This window comes from Flavobacterium bizetiae (assembly GCF_902804475.1).
GTDB lineage: Bacteria > Bacteroidota > Bacteroidia > Flavobacteriales > Flavobacteriaceae > Flavobacterium > Flavobacterium bizetiae.
In genome coordinates this window covers 48,028-62,421 of the sequence record NZ_CADCSU010000084.1, presented here as the reverse complement: position 1 = coordinate 62,421, position 14,394 = coordinate 48,028, and the positions used below count along the sequence as shown (strand labels likewise).

The 14,394-nt window shown below is 33.9% G+C and carries 9 protein-coding genes; 4 read left to right on the top strand and 5 right to left on the bottom strand.

What is annotated here, in order from left to right:
• Window positions 1-128: 128 nt before the first annotated feature.
• Window positions 129-530 (bottom strand): hypothetical protein, encoded by a 402-nt coding sequence (locus tag FLACOL7796_RS10355; RefSeq protein WP_173970719.1) that lies wholly within the window; start codon window positions 528-530, stop codon window positions 129-131.
• 77 nt (window positions 531-607) lie between these two features.
• Window positions 608-1,588, bottom strand: a complete 981-nt coding sequence (locus FLACOL7796_RS10350) for a Gfo/Idh/MocA family protein (protein WP_173970718.1) — start codon at window positions 1,586-1,588, stop codon at window positions 608-610.
• Window positions 1,589-1,715: 127 nt separating this feature from the next.
• Here FLACOL7796_RS10350 and FLACOL7796_RS10345 point away from each other — a divergent pair, with 127 nt between their 5' ends.
• The 3 genes from FLACOL7796_RS10345 (at window position 1,716) to FLACOL7796_RS10335 (ending at window position 7,709) form a co-directional block, all read left to right on the top strand.
• A complete protein-coding gene (locus tag FLACOL7796_RS10345; RefSeq protein WP_173970717.1) occupies window positions 1,716-4,706 on the top strand; it encodes an amidohydrolase family protein in 2,991 nt (996 codons plus the stop codon).
• Between the two features lie 39 nt (window positions 4,707-4,745).
• Window positions 4,746-6,053: an amidohydrolase family protein gene (locus FLACOL7796_RS10340; RefSeq protein ID WP_173970716.1), complete on the top strand. Its 1,308-nt coding sequence runs from the start codon at window positions 4,746-4,748 to the stop codon at window positions 6,051-6,053.
• Window positions 6,054-6,392: 339 nt separating this feature from the next.
• Window positions 6,393-7,709, top strand: coding sequence for an ammonium transporter (locus FLACOL7796_RS10335; RefSeq protein WP_173970715.1), 1,317 nt, complete (start codon window positions 6,393-6,395; stop codon window positions 7,707-7,709).
• Between the two features lie 437 nt (window positions 7,710-8,146).
• On the opposite strand, the gene FLACOL7796_RS10330 is transcribed toward FLACOL7796_RS10335, so the two are convergent.
• From FLACOL7796_RS10330 to FLACOL7796_RS10320, 3 genes are all read right to left on the bottom strand, one after another.
• On the bottom strand, window positions 8,147-10,240 hold the full coding sequence (locus FLACOL7796_RS10330) for a protein-disulfide reductase DsbD family protein (RefSeq protein WP_173970714.1): 2,094 nt from the start codon (window positions 10,238-10,240) through the stop codon (window positions 8,147-8,149).
• Window positions 10,230-11,549 (bottom strand): tRNA lysidine(34) synthetase TilS, encoded by a 1,320-nt coding sequence (gene tilS, locus FLACOL7796_RS10325; protein ID WP_173970713.1) that lies wholly within the window; start codon window positions 11,547-11,549, stop codon window positions 10,230-10,232. Before tilS ends, FLACOL7796_RS10330 begins: the two co-directional genes overlap by 11 nt.
• Window positions 11,550-11,812: 263 nt before the next feature.
• A complete protein-coding gene (locus tag FLACOL7796_RS10320; RefSeq protein ID WP_173970712.1) occupies window positions 11,813-13,099 on the bottom strand; it encodes an anthranilate synthase component I family protein in 1,287 nt (428 codons plus the stop codon).
• A 186-nt stretch (window positions 13,100-13,285) separates the two neighbouring features.
• Between FLACOL7796_RS10320 and FLACOL7796_RS10315 the strand changes: the two genes are divergently transcribed.
• Entirely contained in the window at window positions 13,286-14,185 is a 900-nt protein-coding gene (locus tag FLACOL7796_RS10315) for a DUF4349 domain-containing protein (protein WP_173970711.1), read from the top strand.
• Window positions 14,186-14,394: the final 209 nt, after the last annotated feature.

Sequence of the window (14,394 nt, the reverse complement as noted above, 5' to 3'; positions counted from 1 at the left end):
AATGCAGATAGTCAAAAAGTTTCTCAAAGCTATAAATTTCAAATGCCGATAACATATTAACTTTAAACTCTAATGAGTTTTGTTCGATTTTCTTTCGAGTTATTAGTTTGTCTTTCACAAAAGTGAATTTAATAATTATTCTCTTTATCTAGCCATTTTTGATCATCCAAATCACTTTCATATTCAGATGTTCCTGTAAACCCAAGTTCCTCGAGTTTTTTAAAATATGGCGTATAATCAAAAAATTCTTCATTCCAGCCTTCAAGATCCCAAATAGTATCTACTACCGATGCTAACCATCTTGGCGGTGGAGAATGTTTTTTAAAATAATTGATTCTTTCTTCTGTTGTTTTACAATTTTCTTCAAACCAAATATAAAGACAGTCACAAAATTCGTCACCGCTTCCGTATCTCCAGATAATACTATAAGGGTGAGAGTCTGGTCTGAAAATCCAATGTGGAGGTACTTCTCCATATTTCTCAATAAGCTCATTTATTTTATTGGCAAGATATTCCGTTTTCTCAATCATATAATTATAATATTGATAAGCCTTCAAGTAATTTATTTATGTGTAACAAAATCAAATGTTGTTTAGTTTCAAATATATTATTTTTCAAAACTCAAACCAATCTGATTTTTTATTTCCTCTACAATTTTACTCAAATCCAAACTGTTTTGATGTGACCAAAGCTTACTTTCTATTTGGTTGTTTCTAATACAATCATGACATTCAAGAGCTTCATGCGTATATCCTTTGCCTAAATTTGGTAAACTAAAAGTTTCTTCTTCATCATTTGTAGAAACAGAATATCCATCAGCAATAAACCACGGAGCATTGAGCTGGATATGTCCATGAGTTGCGCTTATTGTTGCTTTCATATCAGATTCTGAAGCAATCGAAGCACTTAAAACGGACTGGGCATTTTCATACTGCAGGATCATGGAAGTTTGAAGATCAATTCCGTTTTTATGATAAATAGATTTTGCTATTATTTCTTTAGGTATTCCCAGCAATATATAGGAGAGAAATAACGGATATACGCCAATATCAAATAGCGCGCCTCCTCCCTGATTTTTATTAAATAGTCTTCCTCCTTCTTTTTCATCTACATAAAAAGCAAAATCGGCTTTAACATACTTTACATCACCAATTATTCCCTGATTGATTTTCTCCAGAACTTCGTTAATTGACGGAATAAAACGTGTCCAGAATGCTTCCATGAAAAATTTATTGTGTTTTCTTGAAGCTTCAATCATACGCCCTGCATCTTTATAAGATAATGCCATCGGCTTTTCGCATAAAACATGCTTTCCGTTTTCTAATGCTTTGATCGATAATTGGGCATGTGAATCGTGTGGCGTTGCAATGTAGATGATATCTACCTGATCATCTTTAAAAAGGGCCTCATAAGAATCGTATGATTTTATGCAATTGTACTTTTGGGCAAACTCAATTGCTTTATTATGATCTCGGGAAGCCACCGCGAATAATGTCGCATCTTGCAATAATACTAAATCAGCTGCGAATTGATTTGCAATATTTCCAAGGCCAATAATTCCCCACTTTATTGTATTGTCATTTTTCATACTATTCTATAAGCGCTACTTATCAATGGTTTAATTAATTATGATGTAAATAAAGAAAAAACATTTATAAAATAAATTTTAGATAACATATATTTCATATTTTTAGCAACAAATTTGCAAATTAACTATGAAAAAAGCCCTACTCCTACTCTTTTTGAGTGTTTTTTTAACAAAAACATACGCTCAGGATTATTTCCCTATTAATGAAAGTGTGCAGAACAAGAACAAAAATTACACTGTTTTTACAAATGCCACTATTTATGTTACTCCAACTCAAAAAATCGAAAAAGGTACTTTACTCATTCAGGATGGTAAAGTTGTTTCTGTTGGCAATAACATTTCAGTTCCTAAAAACAGTATTACAATTGATCTTGAAGGAAAAACAATTTATCCTTCGTTTATTGATATTTACACGAGTTTTGGAGTTGAAAAACCAAAAAGTAATTTAGGCCGTAGCCGCGATCCTTTGTATGATACAAAAAGAGTGGGTTACTACTGGAACGAAAGCGTTCGTCCTGAAGTAAATACTTATGAGACTTTTAAATACGACCAACCAAAAGCAGAAGAATTACTAAAAGCTGGTTTTGGAGTAGTAGGAACTCACATTCCTGACGGAATTGCTCAGGGAACCGGAATCCTGGTTGCATTAAACAATACCCAAAACAGCAAACAAATAATTGCCAATAAAATCACCAATCACCTTGCTTTTTCAAGAAGCGCTCTAACAAATCAGGCTTATCCGAGTTCATTAATGGGTATGATGGCTTTGTTGCGCCAAATGTATTTGGATCTTGACTGGTACAAAAAAGGAAATTCTGAAACTAAAGATTTATCGTTAGAAGCCTTGGCAAACAACGAAAAACTGGTTCAGATTTTTACTACCGAAGACAAACTAAACAGTTTGAGAGCTGCTAAAATTGCTAAGGAATTTGGTTTAACCTATATTCTAAAAGGTAACGGAAATGAGTTTGAAAGAATCGACGAAATCAAAAATACGAATGCTAAATTTATTATTCCGGTAAGTTTTCCCGAAGCGTATGATGTTTCGAATCCGTATTTATCAAATCAAATTGAATTAACAGATATGCGTTTCTGGAACCAGGCGCCATCAAACCTAAAAATATTATCTGATAATGGTGTTGTTTTTGCCCTGACTACAGACAAATTAAAAAAGACAGAAGACTTTAAACCTAACTTACTCAAAGCTATTAAATACGGTTTTGATAAAACAAAAGCGTTAGAAGCCTTAACTACAATTCCGGCTGCAATTCTTGGAAAAAGCAATGAAGTAGGAAGTTTAAAAACCGGAAGTTATGCCAATTTTGTGATTACTTCGGGAGAAATCTTCGATGAAAAAACAATCTTATACGAAAACTGGGTTCAGGGAACAAAGTATGTTGTAAATGATATTAATTCAAAAGACATTCGTGGAAACTACAATCTAACGGTTGGAAAAGATACCTATAAATGGAAAATTGAAGGAACTGCTAATGCTCCAAAATCAGAGATAACTACCACTGACGATAAAAAAGTAAATAGCACTTTTGCGGTTTCTAAAAACTGGATTTCTCTTTTAATTAAACCTGCAGATACTATCAAAGCTAACTTTACGCGTTTAACAGGGTTCATAGAAAAACCGGAAAGTTTATCTGGAAAAGCAGTCTTTGCAAACGGAGACGAACTAGTTTGGACGGCTTTAAGAACAAGCGCATTTGTGGCAGTAAAAGATACTGTAAAAGCAGAAAAACCAAATCCTGTTATCCCAACAACGTATCCAAATGTTGCTTTTGGTGATGCTAAAAAACTAACGGCTCAGACTTTGTTGTTTAAAAATGCTACAGTTTGGACAAACGAAAAAGAAGGTATTTTAACTGAAACGGATGTTTTAATTAAAAACGGAAAAATTGCTGCTGTTGGCAAAAATCTTTCAGATGCATCTGCAACCGTTATTGATGCAAAAGGCAAACATATTACAAGCGGAATTATCGATGAGCACTCGCATATCGCTATTTCTAAGGGTGTAAACGAAATGGGCCACAACTCTACTGCCGAAGTTACGATTCAGGATGTAGTGAATTCTGAGGACATTAATATTTATAGAGATCTTGCCGGAGGTGTAACAATCTCTCAATTATTACACGGATCTGCGAACCCTATTGGTGGACGTTCTGCTATTGTAAAATGGAAATGGGGCGCTGCACCAGAGGAAATGTTATACAAAAATCAACCTAAGTTTATCAAATTTGCTTTGGGAGAAAATGTAAAACAAGCGAATTGGGGTATTGATAATCCTACTCGTTTTCCACAAACAAGAATGGGTGTTGAACAGGTTTTTACCGATTATTTTCAGCGTGCTAAAGAATATGACGAAAGCTGGAAAAAATTCAACGCTGGTTCTAAAAAAGGAAAAGCGCCAAGAGTTGATCTAGAATTACAAACCATTGCTGAAATTATCAATAAAGAGCGTTTTATTACATGTCACTCTTATGTAGAATCTGAGATTTTGATGCTTATGAATGTTACAGAGAAATTCAATTTTAAAGTAAACACTTTTACCCATATTCTTGAAGGTTATAAAGTAGCTGATAAAATGAAACAACACGGAGTTGGAGCTTCGACTTTCTCTGACTGGTGGGCTTATAAATTTGAGGTAAATGATGCAATTCCGTTCAACGGGCCAATTATGCACAATGAAGGATTGGTGGTAGCGTATAACTCTGATGATGCCGAAATGTCTAGAAGACTAAATCAGGAAGCTGCTAAAGCGGTGAAATATGGTAATATTTCTGAGGAAGATGCCTGGAAATTCGTAACTCTGAATCCTGCTAAATTATTACATATTGATGATAAGGTAGGAAGTCTTAAAGTAGGTAAAGATGCTGATGTTGTTTTATGGAGCGATAATCCTTTATCTATTTATGCTAAAGCCGAGAAAACAATTATTGAAGGTGTTGTTTATTTTGATATTGAAAAAGATGCCGAAAAACAATTGGCCATTACTAAGGAAAGAAGTTTGTTGATTGGGCAAATGCTACAAGAAAAAAACAAAGGATTGAGCACTCAACCACCTACAAAAAAAGAAAAAACAGAATATCACTGTGATACTTTAGAACAATAATTAGGGCGTTACAAATTCATAAAGATTAAAAAAAACAATATGATACATAAAAACATCTATATAATGCTGCTGGCAGTTTGTGCTTCGGTACAAATAAAAGCACAACAAATACCGGCACCAAAACAAACTAAATCAGTTTTAATTTTAAATGCCACTGCGCATTTAGGAAATGGGACTGTTATCCAGAATAGTGCGATTGGTTTTAAAGACGGAAAAATTACGCTGGTGGCCGATGCAACAACAATACGACTTGCCGCCAATGCTTATGATACTACAATTGATGCCAGCGGAAAACATGTTTACCCTGGATTTATTGTTCCTAACGCAACATTAGGTTTGGTAGAAATTGATGCTGTAAAATCATCAGACGATCAGGAAGAAATTGGTAGTTTTAACCCGAATGTGAGAAGTATTATTGCTTACAACTCAGAATCAAAAGTAGTAGAAACAGTACGTCCAAACGGTATTTTAATTGCACAAATTACGCCACGAGGAGGCCGAATTTCAGGAACATCTTCAGTTGTACAATTAGATGCCTGGAGCTGGCAAGATGCTATTTTAAAAGAAAACGACGGAATTCATCTTAATTTTCCATCGAACTTTAAAAGATCAGGATCGTGGTTTGAACCGGGAATAATCGAAGCCAACAAAGATTATCCTAAACAAGTTGAAGAAGTATCGGCATTTCTTGTCAACTCAAAAGCATACAATCAGGCTCCTGCAAAAGAAAGAAACGTAGTTTTAGAAGCTACAAAAGGACTTTTTGACGGAACTCAAACACTTTATATTCATGCTGATGAAGAGAAACAAATTGTAGATGCAATACAATTGGCTGTTGACAACCAGATCAAAAAAATTGTTATTGTTGGCGGATTCGAAGCATACAAATCAGCTGATGTGTTGCAAAAATATAATGTGGGTGTTTTACTAAGACGCGTTCATGATATGCCAACAAGTGATGACGAAGATGTAAATCTTCCCTACAAAATGGCTAAAATACTTACAGATAAAGGTATTGTGGTGGGTCTTGAAAACAGCGGAGATCACGAGCGCATGAGTGTTAGAAATCTTCCGTTTCTGGCAGGAACTTGCGCTGCTTTTGGCTTAGACAAAGAAAAAGCATTACAACTTATTACTTCTAATACTGCAAAATTATTAGGTATTGATGCTACTTGTGGTACATTAGAATCAGGCAAAGATGCTACTTTATTTATTTCTGAAGGGGATGCACTTGATATGAGAACCAATAAATTAACCACTGCGTTTATTCAGGGAAGATCGATTAACTTAGAAACTTTCCAAACGAAATTAAACGATAAATTTAAAGCGAAATACAACCAGAAATAAACCAACACTTTTTGATAAAAAAGGCACCAATTGAGAAATTCAGTTGGTGCCTTTTTATTTTAAAATTATCATAGTTTCGATTAAATCTTTAATTTTTTAAACGCAACTACTCTTAAAATTACAATTATTCTTTCATTTTTCTGTTAACAAAATCTTTTTCCAGGCAAATCTTAGTGTTTCTCATTAATAAATTACAAATTTTAAGTTCATTTTAACAAATACACGTAAAATACAGGGGGTTAAATTTTAAAATTAACAAAAATTAAGCATTGCACTCTATTTTTTATAGGGCTGTCGATTGATTTTTTAATTTTATAAAAGATTTAAAACCAAATAACTATGCGAAAAATTATTTTAAGTGTGATCCTAATCACTATTTTGGTACTAACCTTTATATCAAACTTTATTCTGAGCGATAACCCTATTCCGGCAGAAGCTGTAAAGTTTGACACAGGAGATACAGCTTGGATGATCGTAGCAACTGCATTTGTATTGCTTATGACACCAGGACTAGGATTTTTCTACGGAGGAATGGTAGGTAAGAAAAACGTTATCAGTACAATGCTTCAAAGTTTCATGGCAATGGTAATTGTTACTATTTTATGGGTTGTTGTTGCTTTCGGATTGGCTTTTGGGCCTACTATTGGAGGAATCATCGGAAATCCATCTACTAATTTATTCTTTGAAGGTGTTGGCACTAATACCGCATGGAGTCTTGCCCCAACTATTCCCTTTATGTTATTTGCATTGTTTCAGGCAAAATTTGCCATCATTACACCTGCATTAATTACGGGTGCATTTGCAGAGCGTGTACGTTTCTGGGCTTATTTACTATTCATGGTTTTATTTATCATCTTTATATATTCTCCTTTGGCACACATGACCTGGCATCCTGATGGAGTTTTCTTTAAAATGGGAGTATTAGATTTCGCCGGAGGAACTGTGGTGCATATGAGCGCTGGTTGGGCTGCATTGGCCGGAGCAATCTTCTTAGGAAAAAGAAAAGTTCAAAAAGTAAATCCTGCCAGAATTACCTATGTACTATTAGGTACAGGTTTACTGTGGTTCGGATGGTTTGGTTTCAACGCAGGTTCTGCACTTGGAGCAAACGGTTTAGCTGTTCAGGCTTTAGGAACTACAACTGTTGCCGCTGCTGCAGCTGCTATGGCATGGGTTTTCCTTGATAAAATAATCGGACATAAATTATCAGCACTTGGTGCATGTATCGGAGCTGTGGTAGGCCTTGTTGCTATTACACCTGCCGCAGGCTTCGTTAGCATTCCTCACGCAATTTTCATCGGAGCATTCTCTGCAATTGTCAGTAACCTTGTAGTAAGTAAATTTCCTAAAGGTAAAATTGATGATGCTTTAGATGTTTTTGCCTGTCACGGTGTTGGTGGTATGGTAGGAATGTTGCTAACTGGTGTTTTTGCTTCTAAAGCGATCAACCCGGCTGTTGGAGATAATCAAGGTTTGATTTTCGGAACTCCAACTTTATTCATCAACCAATTAACTGCTTTAGTAGTGGTTTCAATCTTCGCTTTTGTAGGTTCTTATATTTTATTCTTTGTTGTAAATAAAATTACACCACTAAGAGTTACTGAAGAAAAAGAAGAATTAGGATTAGACATTTCTCAACACGGAGAATTTTTATAAAAAACAAACCAAAACCAAAACCTAGCCAAAATTAAAAAAGCGCTCTGAGTCTGACTCAGAGTGCTTTTTTTTGCTTTAATTATTTTTAAGGAAAGAAGATAGATTAAAAAGAATAGAGTATAGAGTATAGATTCTAAAATGACAAACTAAACGAAAACATGGTTATGGAAATGATTGTCCTAGCCCCGATAGAAGTGGAAATCTTTTATTTTTTTCCTTTAAAAAATAAAAGATTGGAACCTATAGCGAGATTAGCTCCTGAAAAAAACTATTCTCATTATTCCTAAGACCAAAAAAGCACTCTGAGTCTGACTTAGAGTGCTTTTTATTTTGAATTAATTTCAACCTTAATATTATTTAGATTTTAGAATTCAGTTTTTAGATTCCTTAACTTCTTTATGCTATTCTCTAGATTCTATCTTCTTAAAAAAAAAGGATTATTTAAAATTTCCAATTCCTTCTTTCAGCCAATGCAAATATTCATCTGCATTTACATAACTTATAGTAGGTTTTGAAGTGTTTAAATTATTGCCTTCCAAATCTGTTATAATGTACAATGGCTGCGTGTTGGTTTTATATTTTGAAATCATAAAATCAGTCCATTTATCGCCAACTGTAATGATCTTATCGCCAGATTTAGTTACAAATTGTTCCTCTTTTGGCAACTCGCGTTTATCATCTACATAAAGAGAAATCAACACAACATCGTTTTTCAGGATTGGTAAAATCGTTGGCTCAGACCAAACATTGTTCTCCATTTTTCTGCAATTCACGCAAGCATACCCGGTAAAATCAAGCATGATTGGTTTATTGATTGATTTTGCATAGGCCAGACCATCTTCATAATCATGAAAAACCATGATACCGTGTGGGCCTAATTCTGCTCCGTCAGGCAATCCTTTTATAGCTTCGGCACCTCCTAATGAATTAGCAGAACCTCCTACTCCAAACGGGCTTTCGCTATATTGTGGCGGTGGCGGGAAAGCGCTAATTAATTTTAATGGTGCTCCCCAAAGTCCTGGAATTAAATACACTGTAAAGACTAATGTAAGTAATCCTAAATACAATCTTCCAACTGAAATATGTTGCAGCGGACTATCGTGTGGCAATGAAATTTTACCAAATAAATATAAAGTCAGAGCTGCAAAAATAGCGATCCAGATCGCGATGAAAACTTCTCTTTCAAGAAAATGCAATTGTAAAACTAAATCTGCATTTGATAAAAATTTAAATGCTAAAGCCAATTCTAAAAATCCTAAAACTACTTTTACAGTATTTAACCATCCACCCGATTTTGGTAATGAATTTAACCAGCCCGGGAACATTGCAAATAACATAAATGGTAATGCTAATGCTAAAGAAAACCCTAACATTCCGACAACCGGAGCAATCCCTCCGTTTGAAGCCGCTTCTACCAATAAAGTCCCTACAATTGGCCCCGTACAAGAAAATGATACAATTGCCAAAGCTAAAGCCATAAATAGTATTCCTATTATTCCGCCTCTGTCTGCTTGCTGATCTACTTTATTTCCCCATGAATTTGGCAGCATAATTTCGAATGCACCCAAAAATGAAGTAGCAAAAATGATCAATATAATAAAGAAGATTAAGTTAAACCAAACATCTGTAGACAAAGCATTTAATGCATCTGCACCAAATATTTTAGTTACAATTAATCCTAAAATAACATAAATAGCGATAATCGAAAGTCCGTAAAAAATAGCATTACGAATACCTTTTGCTCTGCTTTTACTTTGCTTGGTAAAGAAACTTACCGTCATTGGGATCATCGGGAAAACACAAGGCGTAAGCAACGCTGCAAATCCTGAGATAAAAGCAATAAAAAAGATCGACCATAAACTTCTTGCCGGAGCTGGCCCAGGCATATCTTCTTTTGATGGAGTTTGAGCAACAACATCTTTTATTGTTTCAACCTTAGCTGGTTCAATTGTTGGTTTTACAGTATCAACTGTCAGACCAACTACTTTAGTTTCATCTTTCTTTACTTCTGCTACACTTGCAACGGCATCCATTTTAAATGTTGAGGGAATTGCAATAGAGAATTTCTTATTCGAATTGATACAAACTTCTTTACAAACCTGAAAATCGAACTCAACATCAACCGTTTTTAAGTTCGGATTAATGATCGTGATTTCCTGCTCGATATGTGCTCTACCTTCAAAGAACGTTTCATTTACACCAAAAACATCATTAAAGGCTGTTCTGGTTTTACCTTCTTTAGCCTTTCCAACTAAAGTATAATTACCTTTTTGATTTTTAAATGTAATCTCAAGCGCAAGAGGCCCACCATCTGGTGTAAATTGCGAATACATATGCCAGTCTTTTTCAATTGTTCCATCAAAGATTAAAACAGCATTAGTTGCTGATTTTTTTTCAATTTTTGAAGTCCATTTTACTGGCTCTAGGATTTGTGCATTTCCTTTTGCAAAAGCAAAAAACAGGAAAATTATGATGATTTTATTCCAAACACTTTTCGACATTATTGTTTGATGGTATTGATTAAAGTTCATTGTGCAATTCTATTTTAAGTATTTTTCTTGTAGTATTTTCAATTTTAAAACGTTCATCCTGTCTGACACCAATCACCCAGACAATCTGATTGGCTGAGGATAAAATCCATATTTTTTCTTTTTCGATCAGCGATAATTTCTCATCTTTAAAAAGTTTACTCACTTTTTTTGATTTTCCATTCATCCCAAATGGCTGAAAAATATCCCCCGTATTCCATTTACGTAAAACCAAAGGAAACTGGATTTTTTCAGCGTCCACAAATATAGCCTTATTATCATGTACTGTGATGTGACTTATGTTACAAAGCCTCAATTTTAAGGGAAAATTAACTTCTGTATCACTTACTCCAATCTCAAATTCTTCCTTTTCTAATCTTTGAGAAAGTGGGCTTAAAATCAAAGTATCGCGGTTTTTTAACACTCTAAATTCAGCCGAAAACACCTGTTTTCCAGATTGTCCATCAACCAGATCATAAATATCGTTCCAGGCCAAAAAACCAAATTCATTGAGCCACTGGTAGAGGTAAGATTTATAATTAGGTAATTTTTTAAGTTGATTTAAATCAAAATGAATATCCTCACCTTCTTCTTTTGCCACTTGCTGATAAATCATAATCGACGCATCCTCGGCCATTTCCTGAGATTCCCGCAAATAGGACTGTGTTTTCTGCAAAGCATTCAAAAAATTAGGATTGATTTCTTTCAGTATCGGCACTAAATCATGACGAATTTTATTTCGAAGATATTTGTTCGATGCATTGCTGCTGTCTTCTCGCCAGTCGATATTGTTTTCCTGCGCATATTTCAGGATTTTGTCTCTTGAAAAAGGCAAAAGCGGACGAATAATTCGATCGTTTTCTTCCGGAATTCCGGTTAATCCTTCTAATCCCGTTCCCCTAGTTAAGTTGATAATAAAGGTTTCCAGATTATCATCAGCGTGATGCGCCGTTAGAATATAATCGAATTTTTCTTCTTCTAAAAGTTCGTAAAACCAACTGTAACGTAATTCACGCGCTGCAACTTGCGTCGATAATTTGTAATCTTTGGCAAATGCTTCGGTATCAAATTGAGTGGTAAAAATAGGAATGTTATTTCTATCACAATAATCCTGAATAAAACTCTGATCACCAAAACTTTCTAATCCGCGAAGTTGGAAATTGCAATGCAAAACCGCAATTTGACAAGGCAATTGCTGTAATAAATGCAATAAAACCATGCTATCTAAACCTCCGCTAACTGCCAGAAATAGTTTTTTATCTCCCAGAAATGGAAATCTTGAAGCGATGTGATTTTGAAATTTTGAAAACATTCGATAAAAGTAAAAAATTAAATTCGATCTATTTTTAAATGAATTGTTAAGCGTAATATTTTTTTGCCACGAATTATTTTTTCACACAGATTTAGCGGATCTATTTTTCTGCCACTGATTAAAAGATTTACGCAGATTTTTTAAATCATTTTTTTGCCACGAATTACACAAATTACCGCAAATTATTTTTAATAAAATCTGCTTTGATCTGCAGAATCTGCGTGAAACAAAATCCTTTTAATCCTATAATCTGTAGCTAACTTTTACTGCAAAACTTCGTGCATTGCTTTGGCTTTCAACAAACATTCTTCGTATTCGTTTTCAGGAATTGATAACGATGTAATAGCGCTTCCCACAGAAAATGAAACATATTTATTTTCCTGATTGTACAAAATACTTCTGATCACAACATTAAAATCAAAATCACCTTCCGGAGTAAAATAACCGATAGATCCGCTATATAAACCGCGTTTGGTTTCTTCCAGATTCTCGATAATATTCATAACCGAAATCTTTGGAGCCCCGGTCATACTTCCCATTGGGAAAGTGGTTCTTAAAACATCGATTGGAGAATATTGCGGATCTAATTTTGAACTTACCGTAGAGATCATCTGGTGAACCTGCAAAAACGAATAGATTCTGCAAAGCTCTGTCACTTCTACAGAACCTTTTTGCGCCGTATGCGATAAATCATTGCGAACCAAATCTGTAATCATAATATTTTCAGCGCGTTCTTTTGCATCCGATTCTAAAAACTGTTTTGACTTTTGGTCTTCAACAGGATCTAAAAATCGTTTTGAGGTTCCTTTTATAGGCTGCGAAATCAAAGTTTCTCCTACTCTTTTAAGATATCGTTCTGGCGACGCCGAGAGTAAAAATTGTTTATGATTTTTAAAGAAAACCGAAAACGGCGCTTGTGATATTTTATTTAGTTTCTGAAATTTTTCCAATGGATTTATAATTGCATTTTCAGCATAAAATTCCATACAAAAATTAGCCTCGTACATATCTCCTTTATGAATATGGTCAAGCATTTTTGTGACTTTTTCTACATATAAATCTTTTGAAATTCGCTGTTTGACTTCGATTTCACTCAAAGTTTCAAAAGAATTATTTTCAGTCTGAACAATTTCTTGAAAATCATCTTGAGCCTCATCATCACAAAGTAATAAATACTGAATTTCAAGCTGATTTCCCTTCAATAAAAAAATCTTTTTTGGCTGAAAGAAAAACAAATCCGGAAAATCTAATCCATCAAAATTAGATGATTTTAATTGCTCTACATCATTTTTTAAGTCGTAGGAAAGATAGCCAAAAAGCCAGTCTTTAGTAGTTTGCTGATATTGTTTAAGATCATCAAAAGCGTTGTGAAAATCGGTTTTTAAAGATGTAAAAGCATCCACAGCCAGCACACAATCAAAGCTTGAATATTCTTGAGGATACGAATTGCTATCCAAAAAAATAACCTCGCGAAATTGTTGCGACCAGCTTAAAAGTTGTTGTTTAAAATGCTCTGGATTTGAAATATGTTTATGAATAGAAACTCTCAAAAAGGTATAATTTTTAGATTTCAAAATTACGACAAAAAAAATCCTTCGATAAAATAATACTCAAAAAATTATTGGCACACTTTTTAGTATACCGAAATAAGACTTATTATTTAAATAGCTTTTTAACATAAAAGCATTATTAATAAAACCAAAAACTTTATTTATTAATCAAATTTTAAAACCTTTATGAAAACAATTGCAAAATTAGGACTGACCTTTGTAGTAATCATCGCATTACTATTTTCTTGTAAAAAAGCTGATAACTCGTCGTACGGAGAATCGGCAGATATGAAAGTTTCAGCAGATAGTACTGCTGTTTCATCTTCGGCTGCGGTAGTCGATAAAAACAGTAAGCAGAAATTTATTCGAACTGCTGATATTAAATTCAAGGTAAAAAATGTCGTCAAGTCTACTTATGCAATTGAAAATGCTACGCAAAAATTTGGAGGTTTTGTTACTTATACTAATTTGCAAAGCAACATTCATGAACAGATTAAAACCAAAATCAGTCAGGACAGCACCCTTGAAACTACTAAATACACGGTAGAAAATAGTATTACGATCCGCGTTCCTAATACTCAATTGGATACAGTGATTAAAACAATTGCCAAACAAATTGATTTTCTTGATTTTAGAGTAATTAAAGCCGATGATGTTTCACTGAAATTATTAGCAAATCAGCTTTCGCAAAAAAGAAGCGCATCAACCGAAAAAAGAGTTGAGAAAGCAATAGATGCTAAAGGCAAAAAAATAAATGATATTATGGAGGCGGAAAATACTTTGGCCAACCAAAAAGAAGCTTCTGACAATCGTGCAATTGATAATTTATCATTGCAGGATCAGGTAAATTTTAGCACAATAACTTTGCAGCTTTATCAAAACGAAACCATTAGACACGAAACAATGGCCGGCGAGAAAAACAGCAATGCTTACAAACCCAATTTAGGTTTACAAATTCTGGATTCCCTTAAAAGTGGCTGGTATATTCTGGAATCAATTTTCGTGTTTTTAATTAATCTTTGGCCTTTTATAATCCTTGGTTTTGGTGGATTCTTCCTTTACAAAAAATACGGAAAGAAACAATAAAACTGTTAATAAAATAGCAATTTCATAACAAAAAAATCATTATATTTGATATAGCATTATATTAATCCCAAAATAGGATTATAAAGATTGTAAAATTCTCAGTAGAATAGCTTTAAAAATTGATTTTCATTTTATTAGAGGATTCAGATTCTAACGTTTTCCACAAAATAAATTATACTTTTTTAACCTATTTTAAAACCCTAAGTGTT

Coding starts and splice junctions, on each gene's coding strand:
- FLACOL7796_RS10345 (WP_173970717.1), top strand. CDS start 1,716: ATGAAAAAAGCCCTACTCCTACTCTTTTTGAGTGTTTTTTTAACAAAA.
- FLACOL7796_RS10355 (WP_173970719.1), bottom strand. CDS start 530: ATGATTGAGAAAACGGAATATCTTGCCAATAAAATAAATGAGCTTATT.
- FLACOL7796_RS10340 (WP_173970716.1), top strand. CDS start 4,746: ATGATACATAAAAACATCTATATAATGCTGCTGGCAGTTTGTGCTTCG.
- FLACOL7796_RS10315 (WP_173970711.1), top strand. CDS start 13,286: ATGAAAACAATTGCAAAATTAGGACTGACCTTTGTAGTAATCATCGCA.
- FLACOL7796_RS10350 (WP_173970718.1), bottom strand. CDS start 1,588: ATGAAAAATGACAATACAATAAAGTGGGGAATTATTGGCCTTGGAAAT.
- FLACOL7796_RS10335 (WP_173970715.1), top strand. CDS start 6,393: ATGCGAAAAATTATTTTAAGTGTGATCCTAATCACTATTTTGGTACTA.
- tilS (WP_173970713.1), bottom strand. CDS start 11,549: ATGTTTTCAAAATTTCAAAATCACATCGCTTCAAGATTTCCATTTCTG.
- FLACOL7796_RS10330 (WP_173970714.1), bottom strand. CDS start 10,240: ATGAACTTTAATCAATACCATCAAACAATAATGTCGAAAAGTGTTTGG.